Origin of the sequence: Mesorhizobium sp. M0074 (genome assembly GCF_040322975.1) — a bacterium.
Classification (GTDB): domain Bacteria; phylum Pseudomonadota; class Alphaproteobacteria; order Rhizobiales; family Rhizobiaceae; genus Mesorhizobium.
This window is the reverse complement of the sequence record NZ_JAMYUM010000034.1, coordinates 16,968-34,997: the sequence shown is the minus strand read 5'-3', so window position 1 is coordinate 34,997 and position 18,030 is coordinate 16,968. Positions and strand designations below refer to the sequence as shown.

15 protein-coding genes and 1 tRNA gene are annotated in these 18,030 nt (G+C 63.5%); 7 read left to right on the top strand and 9 right to left on the bottom strand.

What is annotated here, in order from left to right:
• Positions 1-29: 29 nt before the first annotated feature.
• The 3 genes from mmsB to chvE all read right to left on the bottom strand — a co-directional run bounded on the left by mmsB (position 30) and on the right by chvE (position 4,015).
• Positions 30-1,322, bottom strand: coding sequence for a multiple monosaccharide ABC transporter permease (gene mmsB, locus NKJ73_RS31395; protein ID WP_023677358.1), 1,293 nt, complete (start codon positions 1,320-1,322; stop codon positions 30-32).
• The gene (gene mmsA, locus NKJ73_RS31390) at positions 1,319-2,851 is read right to left on the bottom strand and encodes a multiple monosaccharide ABC transporter ATP-binding protein (protein WP_352572223.1); all 1,533 of its coding nucleotides are present in this window, start codon (positions 2,849-2,851) and stop codon (positions 1,319-1,321) included. The genes mmsB and mmsA overlap by 4 nt, the downstream gene beginning before the upstream one ends.
• Before the next feature lie 99 nt (positions 2,852-2,950).
• Complete coding sequence (chvE, locus tag NKJ73_RS31385; RefSeq protein WP_023677360.1) at positions 2,951-4,015, bottom strand: multiple monosaccharide ABC transporter substrate-binding protein; 1,065 nt, start codon at positions 4,013-4,015, stop codon at positions 2,951-2,953.
• A 317-nt stretch (positions 4,016-4,332) separates the two neighbouring features.
• Between chvE and NKJ73_RS31380 the strand changes: the two genes are divergently transcribed.
• Complete coding sequence (locus NKJ73_RS31380) at positions 4,333-5,322, top strand: LysR family transcriptional regulator (RefSeq protein WP_023677361.1); 990 nt, start codon at positions 4,333-4,335, stop codon at positions 5,320-5,322.
• A gap of 313 nt (positions 5,323-5,635) precedes the next feature.
• On the opposite strand, the gene NKJ73_RS31375 is transcribed toward NKJ73_RS31380, so the two are convergent.
• Positions 5,636-5,709: transfer RNA gene (locus NKJ73_RS31375), tRNA-Gly, on the bottom strand.
• A gap of 131 nt (positions 5,710-5,840) precedes the next feature.
• On the opposite strand from NKJ73_RS31375, the gene NKJ73_RS31370 reads away from it, so the two are divergent.
• Complete coding sequence (locus tag NKJ73_RS31370; RefSeq protein WP_023677362.1) at positions 5,841-6,104, top strand: DUF6460 domain-containing protein; 264 nt, start codon at positions 5,841-5,843, stop codon at positions 6,102-6,104.
• 4 nt (positions 6,105-6,108) lie between these two features.
• Here NKJ73_RS31370 and NKJ73_RS31365 read toward each other — a convergent pair whose 3' ends face one another.
• A complete protein-coding gene (locus NKJ73_RS31365; RefSeq protein ID WP_023677363.1) occupies positions 6,109-7,011 on the bottom strand; it encodes a histone deacetylase family protein in 903 nt (300 codons plus the stop codon).
• 50 nt (positions 7,012-7,061) lie between these two features.
• Between NKJ73_RS31365 and NKJ73_RS31360 the strand changes: the two genes are divergently transcribed.
• Complete coding sequence (locus tag NKJ73_RS31360) at positions 7,062-8,486, top strand: MATE family efflux transporter (protein ID WP_031211968.1); 1,425 nt, start codon at positions 7,062-7,064, stop codon at positions 8,484-8,486.
• Positions 8,487-8,489: 3 nt separating this feature from the next.
• Here the strand turns inward: NKJ73_RS31360 and NKJ73_RS31355 are convergent, their stop codons facing one another.
• Positions 8,490-9,566 (bottom strand): quinone-dependent dihydroorotate dehydrogenase, encoded by a 1,077-nt coding sequence (locus NKJ73_RS31355; RefSeq protein WP_023677365.1) that lies wholly within the window; start codon positions 9,564-9,566, stop codon positions 8,490-8,492.
• Complete coding sequence (locus NKJ73_RS31350) at positions 9,563-9,913, bottom strand: DUF952 domain-containing protein (protein ID WP_023677366.1); 351 nt, start codon at positions 9,911-9,913, stop codon at positions 9,563-9,565. The genes NKJ73_RS31355 and NKJ73_RS31350 overlap by 4 nt, the downstream gene beginning before the upstream one ends.
• A gap of 126 nt (positions 9,914-10,039) precedes the next feature.
• Between NKJ73_RS31350 and NKJ73_RS31345 the strand changes: the two genes are divergently transcribed.
• Positions 10,040-10,471: a hypothetical protein gene (locus tag NKJ73_RS31345; RefSeq protein WP_023677367.1), complete on the top strand. Its 432-nt coding sequence runs from the start codon at positions 10,040-10,042 to the stop codon at positions 10,469-10,471.
• Positions 10,472-10,589: 118 nt separating this feature from the next.
• Positions 10,590-11,252 carry a response regulator transcription factor gene (locus NKJ73_RS31340; protein ID WP_502905414.1) on the top strand — a complete coding sequence of 221 codons (663 nt, stop codon included), beginning with the start codon at positions 10,590-10,592 and terminating at the stop codon, positions 11,250-11,252.
• Between the two features lie 3 nt (positions 11,253-11,255).
• Here the strand turns inward: NKJ73_RS31340 and NKJ73_RS31335 are convergent, their stop codons facing one another.
• Positions 11,256-14,744 carry a PAS domain-containing hybrid sensor histidine kinase/response regulator gene (locus tag NKJ73_RS31335; RefSeq protein WP_352572221.1) on the bottom strand — a complete coding sequence of 1,163 codons (3,489 nt, stop codon included), beginning with the start codon at positions 14,742-14,744 and terminating at the stop codon, positions 11,256-11,258.
• A 231-nt stretch (positions 14,745-14,975) separates the two neighbouring features.
• On the opposite strand from NKJ73_RS31335, the gene mscL reads away from it, so the two are divergent.
• Positions 14,976-15,398 (top strand): large conductance mechanosensitive channel protein MscL, encoded by a 423-nt coding sequence (mscL, locus tag NKJ73_RS31330; protein ID WP_023677369.1) that lies wholly within the window; start codon positions 14,976-14,978, stop codon positions 15,396-15,398.
• 110 nt (positions 15,399-15,508) lie between these two features.
• Positions 15,509-16,675 (top strand): pyridoxal phosphate-dependent aminotransferase, encoded by a 1,167-nt coding sequence (locus NKJ73_RS31325; protein ID WP_352572220.1) that lies wholly within the window; start codon positions 15,509-15,511, stop codon positions 16,673-16,675.
• Positions 16,676-16,728: 53 nt separating this feature from the next.
• On the opposite strand, the gene hemA is transcribed toward NKJ73_RS31325, so the two are convergent.
• A complete protein-coding gene (gene hemA, locus NKJ73_RS31320; protein WP_023677371.1) occupies positions 16,729-18,006 on the bottom strand; it encodes a 5-aminolevulinate synthase in 1,278 nt (425 codons plus the stop codon).
• Between the last annotated feature and the right edge of the window lie 24 nt (positions 18,007-18,030).

The following is an 18,030-nucleotide window of genomic DNA, read 5'->3' as shown; positions in this document are numbered from 1 at the left end:
ATGTGACCCGTATGCCTCCTGGTTGCCTCTCAAGCCTTGTTCTTGTTGTAGACGTCGAAGACGACGGCGCCGAGCAGCACCAGGCCTTTGACCACCTGCTGCCAATCGACATTGACGCCCATGATCGACATGCCGTTGTTCATGACGCCCATGATGAAGCCGCCGACCACCGCGCCGATGACCTGGCCGACGCCGCCCATCGCCGAAGCGCCACCGATGAACACCGCGGCGATGACGTCGAGCTCGCTGCCGAGGCCGGCCGCCGGCACAGCCTGCCCCAGGCGCGCTGCGATAATCAGGCCGCCGAGTGCCGACAGCACGCCCATATTGATGAACACCATCAACGTCAGCCGTTCGGTCTTGATGCCCGATAGCTGGGCTGCCTTGACATTGCCGCCCATCGCATAGATGCGACGGCCGATCGTCATGCGTTTGGTAACGAAGACGAACAACGCGATCAGCACGCCCATCACCATGAGAACGATGGGGAGGCCCCTATAGGTGGCGAATTGGTAGACGAGAAACAGCGCCAGCGCGCTGATCACCAGGGTCTTGACGACGAACAGCGAGAAGGGCTCGGCTTCGTAGCCATGTTTCTCGCGGGTGCGCCGTGCCCTGAGCCCGAAATAGGCATAGGCGAGCACGGCGACGAGGCCGATCACGATCGTCGTCAGGTGCAGCGTCAGGCCGCTGCCGACAATGGTTTTGCCGGCGGCGTTCACGGTTGGCGGTATCAGCGTCAATGGGCCGATCAGGTCCGGAATGAAGCCGGAACTGAGCGCCTTGAAGCCGACGGGAAGCGGCCCTACGGAAGACCCGCCACCCAGCAGCGCCTGGCAGATGCCGCGGAAGATCAGCATGCCCGCCAGCGTGACGATAAAGCTCGGTATTCGGTGATAGGCAATCCAGTAGCCTTGTGCCGCGCCGATCGCACCACCGACGATCAGGCAGATGATCGACACCACCAGCGGATTGCTCAATGGGCCAAGCGGCCAGATGACCATCATCATCGCCGCCAGTGCGCCGATGAAGCCGGCGACGGAGCCGACGCTGAGATCGATGTGACCCGAAACGATCACCAGAAGCATGCCCAGCGCCATCACGATGATGAAGCTGTTCTGCTGCACGAGATTGCTGAGGTTCACCGGCTTGAACAGCGTTCCGGACGTGGTGAACTGGAAGAACACCATGATTGCGATCAACGCCAGCACCAACCCGTATTCGCGCAGGTTGGTGACCAGCGCCGAGACGGCAATGCGAGGTCCCTGTTGTAGATCCTGGGCAACGCCGGTCTGCGGCCCGGGAGCGCTTTCGGTGCTCATGATGCTTTTCCTTGTCCGCGGACGATGGCGCGCATTATCTTTTCCTGGCTGGCGTCGCTTGCCGCCATTTCGCCGACGATGCGTCCTTCGTTCATGACGTAGATGCGGTCGGTGATGCCGAGCAGTTCGGGCATTTCCGACGAGATGACGATGATTGCCTTACCCTCGGAGGCGAGACGCGCGATGATCGTATAGATTTCATACTTGGCGCCGACGTCGATACCGCGTGTCGGCTCGTCGAGGATCAGCACTTCCGGATTGGCGAACAGCCATTTCGACAGCACCACCTTCTGCTGATTGCCGCCAGAAAGGTTGCCGGTCATCTGGTAGACGCTCGAGGCGCGGATATTGGTCCTGCCGCGATAATCGTTGGCGACCGAAAGCTCGCGCAAATCGTCGATCACGCCGTGGCGCGACACGCCGGGCAGGTTGGCCAGCGTGATGTTGTGCTTGATGTGGTCGATCAAGTTGAGACCGTAGGTCTTGCGGTCCTCGGTAACGTAGGCAATGCCGTGTTCCACCGCCTTGCTCACCGAAGAGACGTCGATCGGCTTGCCGTTGAGGAACACCTCGCCGGTGATGCGACGGCCATAGGACCGGCCGAACAGGCTCATGGCAAACTCGGTCCGGCCGGCGCCCATGAGCCCGGCAATGCCGACCACTTCGCCCTTGCGGGCGTTGAGGTTGATACCCTTGATGACCTGCCGCTCGGCATGGATGGGGTGGTAGACCGACCAGTTTTTCACTTCGAGAACGGTCTCGCCGATCTTCGGCTCGCGCGGCGGATAGCGGTCGTCGAGCGAACGGCCGACCATCGAGGTAATGATGCGGTCCTCCGAGATGTCCTTCTTGGCCAGCGTCTCGATGGTCCGCCCGTCACGGATGATGGTGACCTTGTCGGCGACCCGGTTCACCTCGTTGAGCTTGTGCGAGATCAGGATCGAAGTGATGCCTTGCCGCTTGAATTCGAGCAGCAGATCGAGCAGCGCCTGGCTGTCCTTTTCGGACAGGCTCGCGGTCGGCTCGTCGAGAATGAGCAACTTCACTTCCTTGCTGAGCGCCTTGGCGATCTCGACCAGCTGCTGCTTGCCGACGCCGATATTGGTGATCAGCGTGTTGGGGTCCTCCTTGAGGCCGACCTTCTTGAGCAGGGCGCTGGTGCGCGCCTCATTGGCATTCCAGTCGATGACGCCGTATCTGGCGTGCTCGTTGCCGAGAAAGATGTTTTCGGCGATCGACAGCATCGGCACCAGCGCAAGCTCCTGGTGGATGATGACGATGCCCTTGCGCTCGCTGTCATGGATGCCTTTGAAATGGCACTCATCGCCGCGATAGATGATCTGGCCGTCATAGGTGCCGGACGGATACACACCCGACAGCACCTTCATCAGCGTCGACTTGCCGGCGCCGTTCTCGCCGACCACGGCATGGATCTCGCCTTCCTCGACCATGAGCTTGACGTTCGACAGCGCCTTGACGCCGGGAAACGTCTTGGTGATGTCGCGCATCTCCAAAATCGTCGATGCCATTGAGAATACCACTCCTGCGAGGTCCGCAAACAATACCGGGCTGGCTCGCCAACGAAAAGGGGCCCTGCCTGCGCAGGACCCCAGGCTTTGTAACCGCGATTACTTCAGTTCTTCGGCCTTGATGTAGCCGGAGTCGACCACCAGGGCCTGGTAGTTCGACTTGTCGACGTCATGCGGCGTCAACAGGATCGAGGGAACGACCTTGACGTCGTTGTTGTAGGTCGTGGTGTCGAGGCCTTCCGGCTTGCCGCCCGAGAGCACCTTATCGACGAGTTCGACCGTCGCCTTGGCGAGTTCGCGGGTGTCCTTGAACACCGTCGAATACTGTTCGCCGGCGATGATCGCCTTGACCGAAGCGGTCTCGGCGTCCTGTCCGGTGACGATCGGCCATGGCTGATCGGCGGTGCCGTAGCCTACGGCGCGCAGCGAAGCGATGATGCCGCGCGACAGGCCGTCATAGGGCGAGAGCACGCCATCGACGCGGCTGCCGTCCGAGTAGTTGGCGGAGAGCAGATTGTCCATACGGGCCTGGGCGGTTGCCGCCAGCCAGCGCAGCGTGCCGACCTTGTCCATGCCCATCTGGCCGGACTTCACGACGAGGGTCTTGTCGTCGATTAGCGGCTGAAGAACCGACATGGCGCCGTTATAGAAGAAGAACGCATTGTTGTCGTCCGGCGAACCGCCGAACAGCTCGATGTTGAACGGGCCCTTCTTCTCGGGATAACCGAGACCCTTGAGCAGCGATTTGGCCTGGATGACGCCGACGCCGAAATTGTCGAAGGTGGTGTAGTAGTCGACATTTGGCGTCTTCTTGATCAGGCGGTCGTAAGCGACGACGACAACGCCGGCGTCATTCGCCTTCTGCAACGCATCGCCCATCGTGGTGCCGTCGATCGAAGCGATGATCAGCGCCTTCGGGCCCTTGGTGATTTCGTTTTCCAGCTGGCTGAGCTGGTTCGGAATGTCGTCCTGCGCGTACTGCAGGTCGACAGTGTAGCCCAGAGCCTCGAGCTGGGACTTGACGGCGTCGCCGTCGTTGATCCAGCGCTGCGAGGTCTTGGTGGGCATCAGCACGCCGATCAGGCCTTCGCCCGCCTGCGCCGGCAGCGTCATGGCCGCGATGCCTAGGGCCGCGACGGCGGCCAGTGTCTTGACAATCTTCACATTAACTCTCCCTGGTTGATGGACGCGTACCCTTGGGTTTCGTGGGCCGCGCAATCGTGCAGGAGCGCCAAACGCGCCGCTGCCGTCAATCGATCTCCGGTATCCTCCCAATCGGCCCCGAGACTCTGGTTTCAATCGATACGAGTTTTCCCTCGTCACCGACCGTCAAGCCTCAGGACGCGCGAAGGGTGTGTCGCTTTGCCATAACTGTCAAATGCGATCTTTGATGGTTGCTATATCGAGACTGATATGGCTTAGGCTAGTGACGACGCTGCCGGATCCAGCCAGGGCGCCGGGCGTAAGAGTAGGGAAGAATCATGGCGGCGCTGCGAAATCCTGACGGAATATCAGCCAGTTACGATGAAATTCCGGGTGATGGCGGAACCTTGCTGCGCAGCGGCTTGAGCCTGCGTCACATGCGCATGATCGCAGCCCTCGACGAGCACGGCCGGGTGAGCGCCGCGGCCCAGGTCATGAACATCTCGCAGCCGGCGGCCTCGCGCATGATCGCCGAGATGGAGGCCGTGCTCGACGTCAAGCTCTGCGAAAGGCTGCCGCGCGGCGTCACGCTGACACCCTATGGCAAGGCGTTGGCACGGCGCGCGCGATCGATCCTGCTCGAGATGCGCGAGGTCGATCGCGAGATTTTCGAGCTCAAGGCGGGCAAAGGCGGCTCGGTGTTCCTGGGCGCGGTGACAGCACCGGCGATCGAGCTGGCGGTGCCGGCGATCCGCGAGATCCGGCGCCTTTATCCGCGCATCGAAATCACCATGCAGGTCGAGACATCGAACGTCCTGGCGCGCGAGCTGATCGCCTCGCGCCACGATTTCATCATCGCCCGCATCCCCGACGACCTCAATCCGCGGCTGTTCGAAGCGCGCGTCATCGGCGTCGAGAAAGCCTGCCTGATCGTGCGCCGCGGCCACCCGCTGACCAAGGGCAAGGCGGTGCGGCTGGAAGACACCGCCGCCTATGACTGGGTTTTCCAGTCGGGCGGCTCGCCGCTGCGCCAGGCGATGGAAAGCAACTTTTTGAACCGCAACATCGCGCTGCCGGACCGCATCCTCAACACCAGCTCGCTGCTATTGACTCTGGTCATGGTCGCGCAATCCGACGCCATCGCGCCGGTGTCGATCCAGGTCGCGAAGTTCATCCAGAACCCCGAGGGCCTGGCCGGCGCTATCGATGTCGTCCACACTGAATTCGACATCGAGGTCAGGCCGTACAGCCTGATCACGGTGAAGAACCGCGCGCTGTCACCGGCAGCCAAGATGCTGCACGATTTTATTTTGCGAGAGGTGGGCTGAGGGTTGGAGCGGGTAGCGGGCGCATCCCGTGGCCGGCCAGACGACCAGACAGGCCCGCCAGCAGCGGCGCCGATGCACGTCGGCCACTACTGCCTGATGCTCAAAAAAAGCCCGCCAGCAGAAGCCAGCGGGCCAAGGGTAGACTTTCCGGTTGGGGTCATTCGAGGCCCCGCCGACCCTCAATGTGAGATATTCCACGAACTGGCACATCGGCCAAACAGATGAAAGACGGCCAGCCGGGCTGTAAAACTGCCTATAAATCCGCTGGTTTTCAGCTTGGCCAGAACAAGTGCAATGCACCGGGGGCAAAAGCTGGAGCGGGTAGCGGGAATCGAACCCGCGCGTTCAGCTTGGGAAGCTGACAAGCTACCATTACATCATACCCGCGCTGGTTCCTCCGATATCATGGCCCGGCGCCGATGCGCAATCCGGTTTGAGGGCTCGGCTTGATGCAGGGCTATCAACTGCGTATTTCTAGGCATGTGCCCGAATCGCGGCACCCGACTGTGGAGACAGGCTTGTCCGCACTGAACCGCTTTCTCGGCGATACGCCGCTCCGGGTGATCCTGAAGCTGCTTGTGGTGTCGTTCCTCGTCGGGCTGGTCATGAATGCCTTCGGCTGGTCGCCGATGGATGTGCTTTACGGCATTCGCAAATTCTTCATCGACCTGTGGAATTTGGGCTTCCACGCCATCGACCGTTTCCTCGGCTACATCCTGCTCGGTGCCGCGATCGTCGTGCCGGCCTTCATCCTGCTCAGGATCGCTAACTACCGGAAATGAATTTTCAGGCGTAGCCCGCCGCCACCTCGAACAGGATGGCGTGCCGTGCAGCAAGTGCTGCGACATCCGTCGAATAGCCTCCGCCGATAACGCCGCATACCGGTATGCCAAGCGTGCGGAAATGGCGGATCACCATATCGTCGCGGGCACGCAGCCCGTCATCCGTGAGCGACAACCTGCCGAGCCGGTCCTCGACATGGACATCGACGCCGGCATTGTAGAAGACGAGGTCCCAGCGCCTTCGCGCCGACAACTCCGGCAGGATGGCGTCCAGCCGCTCCAGATAGGCTGAATCGCCGGCGCCGTCGGGCAGGGCGACATCGAGATCGGAGGCGATCTTGAGCGCGGGGTAGTTGCGGTCGCCATGCATGGAGAAGGTAAACACGCGCGGCTCGTCGTTGAGGATATCCGCCGTGCCGTCGCCCTGATGCACGTCGAGGTCGACGACCAGGATGTTTTGGACAGCAGCTTCGGCGAGCAGCACCAGCGCGGCAACGGCTACGTCGTTGAAGGTGCAGAAGCCGGCGCCTTGCGCGCGCCGCGCGTGATGGCTGCCGCCGGCGGTGTTGCAGGCGATGCCGTTCAGCAACGCCAGCCGCGCTGCCAGCACCGTGCCGGCCGTTGCGAGCTGCGCCCTCAGCGAAACCCGCGGTCCCACGGGAAAGCCGATCTCGCGCTCGATCGCCACCGGCACTTCGCAGGCAAGCACCTGGTCGACATAGTCGACCGCGTGGGCAAGCTTCAGCCATGATGGCCGCGCCGCCTCCGGCATGTTGAGCGCTTCGGGCTGCGCCAGGCCGCGTGCCCGCAAGGCATCCATCAGCAGCGGATATTTGCTCATCGGGAAGCGGTGGTTGACGGCGAAGCCGGCGTCGTAGTCGGGATGATGAACGATCTGCAAGGGCATGGGACGGGCGGTGCGCCAGAGGCGGGTTTCGGTTGACCATAGCGGGGTGGATGGTTGCGCGAGGTCCGCAAACTGGGGCACATCGGCTAGCCGATCAAGCCGCAACAGGAAGCAACACGCGTTTGGAGCAGGCTTTACCCACCGAAGTCCACGCCACCGAAGCCAGGGCCTTCGTCGTCACCAACCGCTCGGTGCTCGCCATCGCCGTGCCGATGACGCTTGCCTATCTGACGACGCCGTTGCTCGGAATTGTCGACACGGCGGTGATTGGGCAGTTCGGCGACGCCGCCCTTCTCGGCGGCCTGGCGGCCGGCGCCCTGATCTTCGACGTCGTTTTCACCACCTTCAACTTCCTGCGCTCCGGCACCACCGGCCTCGTCGCCCAGGCCTTCGGGCGCGGCGATGCGCTGGAGGAGCAGGCGGTGTTCTGGCGCGCCGTGCTGATCGCGGTCGTCGCCGGCGTCGTGCTTGCCGCGCTTGCGCCGCTGGTCTCCACCGCCGGGCAATGGTTCATAGGCGCCGAACCGCGCGTCAGCGCGGCGATGGACGTCTATATCCGCATCAGGATGCTCGCCGCACCGTTCTCCCTGATCAATTACGCCATCCTCGGTTACGTGCTTGGGCGCGGCGAGGGCGGGCTCGGGCTGATGCTGCAATTGATACTGAACGGCATCAACATCGCCCTCTGCTTCCTGCTTGGCCTGGAGTTCGGCTGGGGCGTCGCCGGCGTCGCCTGGGCGACGCTCACCGGCGAATTCGTCGCCATGCTGCTGGGTCTCGCCATCGTCGGCCGGCGCTTCTGGGCGGCACCCAGGCTGCCGCGCCACCGCGTCCTCGATCTGCCGGCATTCCTGCGCATGATGTCGCTCAACCGCGATATCATGATCCGCTCCTTTTCGCTGCTCGCCGCCTTCGCGCTGTTCACGCGCCAGGGCGCGCAGTTCGGCACGCTGACGCTGGCCGCCAACGCCGTGCTGATGAACCTGTTCCTGGTTGCCGGCTATTTCATCGACGGTTTCGCCACTGCCGCCGAGCAGCTCGCCGGCCGCGCCATCGGAGCGCGCGCCGCCACCGCCTTTAACCAGGCGGTGCGGCTGACGCTGCTTTGGGGACTCGGTCTGGCCGGCGCGGCGACACTCTTCTTCCTGCTGGAGGGCACGGATCTGATCGCCCTGATCACGACCGCGACGGACGTCCGCGCCATTGCCGACATCTACCTGCCCTGGGCGGCGTTCACCGCGCTCAGCGGCGTGCTGGCTTTCCAGATGGACGGTGTCTTCATCGGCGCAACATGGTCGCGCGACATGCGCAACATGATGCTGTTGTCATTCCTGGCGTTCAGCGCCGCGCTGCTGATCCTGGCGCCGGCCTTCGGTAATCACGGCTTGTGGGCGGCGTTGCATGTCTTCCTGCTGGTACGCGGCTTCAGCCTGCTCGCCATATTGCGGCTGCGGGTGCGCGCGGTCTTTGGCTGATCGCTAAAACGGTTTCGCCGCCCAGTGATCGAGGCGGCTGTCGCGAAGCTCGCGCAGCGACTTCAGCCGTTGACTGTCCATGAAACGGGCCATGCCGGAAAGAATGCGCCCCGGCAGCGCGGGCCCGGCATAGATCATGCCGGTATAGAGCTGGACGAGATCGGCGCCGGCACGGATCTTTTCCAGCGCCGTCTCGGCGGAATCGACGCCGCCGACGCCGATGATGGTGGGATCCGGGCCAAGCAGTTTTCGCATCCTTGCCAGCACGATAGTCGAGCGCTCGAACAAGGGTTTCCCCGAAAGCCCGCCGGTCTCGCCGGCAAGGCCGGCGCTGCTCAGGCCGGCTCGCGCGATCGTTGTGTTGGAGACGATGACGCCGTCCATTTGCTTGTCGCTGATCTCGGCGGCGATGTCCTCAAGCTCGGCCTCGACCAGATCCGGCGCGATCTTGAGGAACACGGGCGGTTTTGCCGGTGCTGCCGCACGCGCGGCCATGACCCGCGACAGAAGTTCGCCAAGCTGTTCGCGTGCCTGCATGTTGCGCAGGCCCGGCGTGTTCGGCGAGGAGATGTTGATTGCCAGATAACTGGCATATCGCGCGAACCGGACCACGCCGCGTTCATAGTCACTGACGCGGTCGGTGCTGTCCTTGTTGGCGCCGATGTTGACGCCGACGATGCCGGCACGGCCCATGCGGGCGGCAAGGCGCTTTTCCGCGGCGGCGTGGCCTTCATTGTTGAAGCCCAGCCGGTTGATCACTGCCCCGTCCGAAGGCAGCCGGAAGATGCGCGGCTTCGGATTGCCGGTCTGCGGCAGCGGCGTGATCGTGCCGACCTCGGCGAAGCCGAAGCCGAGGCCGAGCAGCGCGTCCGGCACTTCGGCATTCTTGTCGTAACCCGCGGCCATGCCGAGCGGGTTCGGGAAACCGAGCCCGCAACGGCTGACCTTTAACCTGTTGTCCTGCGGCGGACGACCGGCGACCGGCAGCCCGCATCTCAGCGCGGCAATCGACAGCCCATGCGCGGTTTCCGGATCGAGCGTGAACAGCAGTTTCTGGCCGATCCGGTCGAACGCGCTCATTCGGCCTCCAGCGCCGGGAATTCATGCCGGCCGTCAGCGCCGAGCGGCAATGCCTGCACCGAAACGACCGCATCGAGGCCGAGCCCGCCATAGAGATGCGGGAACAGGGCGCCGCCGCGCGAGACCTCATATTTCAGCGCATCGCCGAGGCGCGCGCTATCGACGGCGACCAGCAGCAACCGGCTTTGGCCGGCGAAATGTTTGGCCGCCGTTTCCCGAACCTGCCCGGCGGTGGAAAAATGGATGAAGCCGTCGGCGACGTCGATCGGCGCGCCGGTGAAGCCGCCTTCTCTTTCAGCCTCGCGCCACAGCGCCTCGGGAACTATCTTGTAGATGATCTCGGACATCGTTGCGCTATAGTCCGAACCGACCACGCGGGGAAGGGCAGGCCCGTGTTCTTCCCCATTTCAGGTTCATCCCCATTTCAGGCGCAAACTGTGATAGATTGCGCTGACTGGCTCATGGAGGAAAACATGCGTCTGAAACACGTCTTGATCCCCGCAGCACTGGTGTCGCTTGTCGCGGCGTCGGCCTTTTCCGAGGAAGCCGATCGCTACCGGTTGGAGAAATCGGCCAATGGCTATGTCCGCATGGATACGCAAACCGGCGCCATGTCGCTCTGCGAGGAACGCTCCGGCCAGCTCGTCTGCAAGACGGCGGCCGACGAACGTGCCGCCCTACAAGATGAGGTCGACCGGCTGCAAAGTTCGGTGAAGGCGCTCGACGAACGCGTCGCCAAGCTCGAAAATTCGCTTGCCGCCCGTTTCGAATCGACTTTGCCCAGCGAGGAGGATTTCAACAAGACGATGGGCTACATGGAGCGCTTCCTGCGCAGCTTCATGGATATCGTCAAGGACATGGACAAGGACGACGACGGCGCCAAGCTCAATTCGCAAAAGACCTAGGCAATTCGCAAAAGACCTGGGGCGGGAATAGCAAGCCGCCCACGCCGGACGGCAGGCGTAGCGTTACAATCGTTCAGATCCTGCAAGGCGGAACATCGCCAACGGGATTCGGGGAGGGATATCACCGTTGGGCTACACATTCGTCATTGCCGATGATCACCCGCTTTTTCGCGGTGCATTGAGGGAGGCACTCGCGGGTATCGGAGATGTTGCCGCCATTCACGAGGCTGGCGATTTCGAAAGCGCCAAGGCGCTTGTCCTGGCCAATGAGGATGTCGATCTGGTGCTGCTCGATCTCTCGATGCCGGGGGCAAGCGGTCTTTCCGGCCTGATTTCGCTGCGCGGCATCCATCCGGCGGTGCCGATGATGGTGGTCTCGGCGCATGACGATCCGGTGACGATCCGGCGCGCGCTCGATCTCGGCGCCTCCGGCTTCATCTCCAAATCGGCCAGCATGGAGGAGATCCGCAATGCGGTGCAGTCGGTGCTCGCAGGCGATATCGCGGCTCCCGTCGGCATCGATCTCGGCGTCGAGCGCGATCCCGAGATTTCCGACCTGATCAAGCGGCTGCAGGCGCTGACCCCGCAGCAGACGCGCGTGCTCAGCATGCTGGCTGAGGGACTGCTCAACAAGCAGATCGCCTATGAGCTCGGGGTCTCCGAAGCGACGATCAAAGCGCATGTCTCGGCCATCCTGCAGAAGCTCGGCGTCGACAGCCGCACGCAGGCGGTCATCCTTTTGTCCAAAATCGGCAGCGACCCGCTGCAGACGGCCGGCTGATTCCTATTCGGCCGCCGGCGCCAGCGGCCTGACCCTGGCCATCATCGAGCGCAGCATCGCCGGTTTCAGTGGTTTGCTGATCACCGGCACGTCGAGCCTGCCGGCGGCGGCGCGAACCTCGCTGGAGCGGTCGGCGGTGACCAGCACGGCCGGCAGGTCCTCGCCATGGATCGCACGCAACTGGGCGATCAATTCGAGGCCGGTCCTGTTGTCGAGATGATAGTCGGCAAGCACGAGGTCCGGCCGATGCATGCCGGACCTGTCGAGATCCTCCGCGCCGGAAAGCGTGTCGACGCTGCAGCCCCAACCCTCGAGCAGCAGCCGCATGCCGTCGAGGATGCGGGCGTCGTTGTCGATGCAGAGCACATGGAGCCCGGCAAGCGAGGCCGCGGCACGGGCAGGCGGCTTCGCCTCGGCCTCGCGCCGCGGTGCCTGCACGGCCACCACCGGCAGCAACACGGAAAAGCGTGTGCCCTTGCCTGGGTTGGAGAAGATCCGGATTTCGAGGCGCAGGACGCGGGCGATGCGGTCGACAATGGAGAGCCCAAGGCCGAGGCCTTCCGCCTCGCGTGCGCCCTCGTCGAGCCGGGTGAATTCGCGGAACACGGTGTTGAGCTCGTCGCCGGCAATGCCGATGCCGGTGTCGATAACCTGGATCTCGGCCAGTTCGCCGCGCCGCCGCGCGCCGACCAGGATGCGGCCACGGCGCGTATACTTGATGGCGTTGGAAACCAGGTTCTGGATCAGCCGGCGCAGCAGATTGCGGTCCGTCATGACGCTGAGCGACGACGGCATGATCGAGAGTTCGAGCTTCTTTTCGGCGGCAAGCGGCCGGAAGTCGTTGCCGATCTGGCGCAGCAGCCCGTCGAGGCCGAAGCTCGTATCGTCCGGCTTCATCGCGCCGGCATCGAGGCGCGAAATGTCGAGCACCGCGCCGAGGATGGTCTCGACCGATTCCAGCGACGATTCGATGTTCATCGCCGCCTTGCCGGCAGGTCCCTTGCCGGTCTTCTCGATCAGCGACGAGCAATAGAGGCGGGCGGCGTTCAGCGGCTGCAGGATGTCGTGGCCGGCGGCAGCGAGGAAGCGGGTCTTGCCGAGATTGGCCTCCTCGGCCAGCATCTGCGCCTGCGCCAGCTCCTCATTGACGCGGGTGAGCTCGGCGGTGCGGCTCTTCACTCGCTGTTCCAGGGATTCGTTCGCGCGCTTCAGCGCCAGATCCTGCTCGACACGTCCGGAAATGTCGGCGTAGGTGGCGACGATGCCGCCGTCCGGCATCGGATTGGAGCGCAATTCCAGGATGCGCCCGCTTGTCTTCAGCTCCATCTGCCATGGGCTGACGAAGCTGGTCAGGCGGTTGAGCATGGTGACGCGCTGGTCTGCCGGTATGTCACCGCGCTCGGCAAGGTGGCGCAGGATACGATCGAGTGAGACGCCGACCTGGCCCATCTCGTCGGGCAGGTCGAACAGCGCCCGGTACTGGCGGTTCCAGCAAATCAACCGGAAATCGCGGTCGAAGACAGTGATGCCCTGTTCCATCTGGTCGAGTGCGATCTGCAGCAGGTCGCGATTGTGCTGCAGCGCCTCGGTGGCGTCATCGAGCAGGCGGAAGGCGTCCTTGGATTCGCGGTCGTTGCGGCGCAGCAGCAGCGACAGGATCAGCCGCGCCGAAGAGGAGCCGACGGCACTGGCCAGAAGCTGCTCGGAGAAGCGGATGACATCCATGCTGGCCTGTTCGTTGCCGAGCAGTGAAGTGCCGCTGCTCTTTTCGAACGACTGAAAGGACCGCTCGGTCCGTTCGACACCGAGATAGCGCGCGATCGTGTCCTTGAGGTCGTTGACGGTAATGGTGGTGCGGAAGCGGCGCAGGCTGGGCAGCGGACCCGCTTCGCGCGGCACGAAGATCGACGCCTGGATGCGTTCCAGCGGCACAGAGGCGCGCGATAGCGAGCCGAACACAAAAAACAGCGTGTTGATCGACAGGCTCCACAGCACGCCATGGTTCAGCGGCTCGGCGACGGTGCCGAAAAGAGCCTGCGGCCGCAATGCATCGAAGCCGAACAGGCCGTGGACGAGGATGCCGGTATCGGGCGCGACGAGCGAGGGAAGCAGCAGCGTATAGCTCCAGACGACGATGCCGGCGACCATGCCAAGCGCCGCACCCCGGCCGTTGGCGCCGCGCCAGACCAGGCCGCCGATCATTGCCGGCGCGAACTGTGCGATCGCGGCGAACGACATCAGGCCGATCGAGGACAGCCGCGCGCTGTTGGTGCTCTCGCGGTAGTAGAGAAAGGCGATGAACAGCATGATGAAGATCGCCGCCCGCCGTACATTGAGGATGAGCGTCGACCAGTCCTCGTTCTCGGATGTCGTGGTCCGCAGAAGCCGGCGCACGAACAGCGGAATGACCAGGTCGTTGGAGATCATGATCGACAGCGCGACGCTTTCGACGATCACCATTGCGGTCGCCGCCGACAGCCCGCCGATGAAGGCGGCCATGGCCAGCACGTCGTGGCCGCTGAACAGCGGCAGCGACAGCACGTAAAGGTCGCTGCTGGTCCTGGGGCCGACCAGTTCCAGGCCGGCCAATGCGATCGGCAGCACGAACAGGTTGATTGCCACCAGATAGAGCGGAAACACCCATGTCGCGGTGCGCAGCTCGGCCTCGTTGCGGTTTTCGACGATGGTGACGTAGAACTGGCGCGGCAGCATGAGGATGGCAAAGCCGCTCAGGCATGTCAGCACCAGCCAGGTAGCGAGCGAGGTGTTGTAGCCCATCGCCTTGCGCACCTGCGTGTTTTCGGCGAGCTGGTCGAACATATCGCCTGGCCCGCCGAAGATCAGGAACGTGACCATCAGGCCGATCGCCAGGAAGGCGGCGAGCTTGACCACGGTCTCGACCGCCACAGCCAGCACCAGCCCGTCCTGGTGCTCGGTGGCATCGGCATGGCGCGTGCCGAACAGCACCGCAAACAGCGCCAGCAGCATGGCCACGACCAGCGAGATGTCACTGACGAACGGATCGAACGACGGCGGCGAGCCGGTATAGTGCTCGACCATCAGGCTGACCGAGCCGGAGATTGCCTTCAATTGCAGCGCGATATACGGCACGGCGCCGATGGTCGCGATCAGCGTGGCGATCGCCGCGACAGCGAAGCTCTTGCCGTAGCGGGCACCGAGAAAGTCGGCGATCGAGGTGATCTTCTCGGTCTTGGCCAGCCTGACGATGCGCTGCAGCAGCGGAAAGCCGAACACGAACACCAGGACCGGTCCGATATAGATGCCGAGGAACTCCAGGCCGCGCTCGGAGGACAGGCCGACCGAGCCGAAGAAAGTCCAGGAGGTGCAGTAGATCGCGAGGCTGAGCGCATAGATGAACGGCCGGGCGCGGCCGGGCCCGGTTGAAGTCGAGCGGCGGTCGCCCAGGCTGGCGATGACGAACAGCAACGTCACATAGGCGATCGCGATGATGACGATGAACCAGCCTTGCACGGCTCGAACTTCCTCCCTGCGCCGGCTTTTTCATCCGGCCTTCCAGACGCAATCACAGCTTGGCGACCGAGTCCATCGCGGCTTTCGGCGTATTATATCGGCTGCGTCGGGCAATCGTGACCGGCTGAAACCAGCTTTTGCTCCTGTTGCAACCGCAGGTTTTTGCTATTCTGCCTGCCGGTCGATGCCGGAGGAGCGGCAGAACGGCCGGTCAAGACAAGGAGGCGTCGAATGCTGAAAGAGTTTCAGGAATTCATTTCCAGGGGCAATGTGATGGACCTGGCCGTCGCCGTCATCATTGGCGCTGCCTTCGGCAAGATCGTCACCTCGCTGGTCGACGACATCATCATGCCGGTCATCGGGGCGATTTTGGGCGGATTGGACTTCAACAACTACTTTCTGCCCTTGTCCTCGGCCGTTAACGCCACATCGCTGGCTGAGGCAAAGAAACAGGGCGCGGTCTTCGCCTATGGCAGCTTCATCACCGTGGCGCTGAACTTCCTTATCCTCGCCTTCATCATCTTCCTGATGGTCAAAGCGGTGAACAATCTGCGCCAGCGGCTGGAGCGCGAGAAACCGGCCGCCCCGGCCGCTCCGCCGCCGGCCGATGTCGCGCTGCTCACCGAAATTCGCGATCTCCTCGCCAGAAAGTAGCGCCTGCGGTAACTTTCTGGACCAAAACCCCGGTCGCTTGCGGCCGGGGTTTTCTGTTTTCGTCCGCCCTGAAACACGCTAGCAGTCGAGCAAACGAAAGCGGACCATCCATGACCCTGATCGATACTCTGCGCGCCGAAGCGCGGGCGGCGCCTGAAAGCGGCATTGTCGCCGTCATGAATCGCGGCCGCGGCCGCGACGGCATGATCCCGCTCTGGGCCGGCGAGGGCGACCTGCCGACGCCTGCCTTCATCACCGATGCCGCCGCCAAGGCGATGGCTGGCGGCGAAACCTTCTACACCTGGCAGAGGGGCATTCCTGAACTCAGGCAGGCGCTCGCCCGCTACTACACCAGGCATTTCGGCAAGACTTTCGCCAACGAGGAATTCATCGTCACCGGCTCCGGCATGCATGCCATCCAGATGGCCATCGATGCGGTGGCCGGCAAGGGCGACGAACTCGTCTACCTGTCGCCGGCATGGCCGAACTTCGCCGCCGCCGCCGGCATCGCGGGCGCCGTTCCAGTCGCGGTCACGCTCGATCAGTCGGGCAATGGCTGGTCTTGCGATGTCGACAAGATCGCAGCGGCGATCACGCCACGGACCAAGGCGCTGTTCGTCAACACGCCGTCCAACCCGACCGGCTGGACCGCCGACAAGGAGACGCTGCAGGCGATCCTCGATCTCGCCCGCGAAAGGGGCCTGTGGATCATCGCCGACGAGATCTACTCGCTGTTTCATTACGGCCATGGCCGCGCGCCGTCCTTCATCGACATCATGGCCGATGAGGATCGCATCCTGTTCGTCAATTCCTTTTCCAAGAACTGGGCGATGACCGGCTGGCGCATCGGCTGGATCAAGATCCATCCCGCCTTGCAGCAGGTGTTCGAGAACCTGGTCCAGTATTCGACTTCCGGCGTTGCGCAGTTCATGCAGCGCGGCGCCGTCGTCGCCCTCGACGAAGGCGACGCCTTCATCGTCGAGCAGGTGGAGCGGGCGAGGGCGGCGCGCGACCTGGTCTGCGGCATTCTCGCTACCACCGGCAGGGCGCGGTTCACAGTGCCGCAGGGCGCATTCTATTTGTTCTTTGCGGTCGACGGCATCACCGATTCCCGCGCTGCCGCCTTCGACATGCTCGACCGCGCCAATGTCGGCCTGGCGCCCGGCACCGCCTTCGGCCCCGGCGGCGAAGCCTTCCTCAGGCTGTGCTTCCACCGCCGCCTCGACCAGCTCGAGGAAGCGGCAAATAGGCTGGCGAAATGGATGAAGACTGTCTGAGCGACTTCGCTCTGACGACCAAATGGTTCTCGGCGTAGAGTTTTAAACGACCTTCAGCCGCCCGACTTCGGCACCAGCAGCGGAATGACGCGATCGCTTTTGGCGACCGACGGTCGGCCGGCGGACCCGTACGGAATCCCCAACGCGTCCCATGTCTCGACCAGTGCGTCCTGCAGCGACGCGATCAGCGCGTCCGAATGGAACGGTGTCGGCGTGATGCGCAGCCGCTCGGTGCCGCGCGGCACTGTCGGGTAGTTGATCGGCTGGATGTAGATGCCGTGCACACCGAGCAGGCGGTCGGTGGCCATCTTGCAGAGCTCGGGATCGCCGACCAGAAGCGGCACGATGTGGGTAGGCGACTCCATCACCGGCAGGCCGGCCGCGGCCAGCACTTGCTTGGTCCGTGTCGCCTGACGCAGCTGCGCATCGCGCTCGGCCTGCGAGCGCTTGAGATGGCGGATCGAGGTGGTTGCCGCGGCAGCGATCGCCGGCGGCAACGCCGTGGTGAAGATGAAGCCCGGCGCATAGGAGCGCACCGCGTCGATCACCGCAGTGTTGCCGGCGATGTAGCCGCCAAGCGTGCCGAACGCCTTGGCCAGTGTGCCCTCGATGATGTCGATGCGGTCGGCCAGCCCTTCGCGCTCGGTGATGCCGCCGCCGCGCGGCCCGTACATGCCGACGGCGTGGACCTCGTCGATGTAGGTCATGGCGTTGTAACGCTCGGCGAGATCGACGATCTGCTTGATCGGCGCGATGTCGCCGTCCATCGAATAGACGCTCTCGAAGACAATCAGCTTGGCGCGCTCGCGGCCGGCCGTCTGCAGCAGGCTTTCGAGATGCGCGACGTCGTTATGGCGGAAGATCTTCTTCTCGGCGCCCGAGCGCCGCACGCCCTCGATCATCGAAGCGTGGTTGAGCTCGTCCGAGATGATCAGGCAATTGGGAAGCAGCTTTGCAATGGTCGAGATCGACGCCTCGTTGGAAACGAAGCCGGAGGTGAAAACCAGTGCCGCTTCCTTGTCGTGCAGGTCGGCCAGCTCCAGTTCGAGCTCGACCAGCGGGTTGCTGGTGCCGGAGATGTTGCGGGTGCCGCCGGCCCCCGACCCCATCTTGCCTGCCGCCTTCTGGAACGCGGCAATGACGTCGGGATGCTGGCCCATGCCGAGATAGTCGTTGGAGCACCAGACGGTGATTTCCTCGGCGCGGCCATTGGCGCGCCAGATGGCGCGCGGGAATTTCCCGACGATACGCTCAAGGTCGGCGAAGACGCGGTAGCGACGCTCCGCATGGAGCTGGTCGATCGCTTCCTCGAAAAACCGCTGATAGTTCATGTCGCCTTCCCAGTTTTGCGCGGG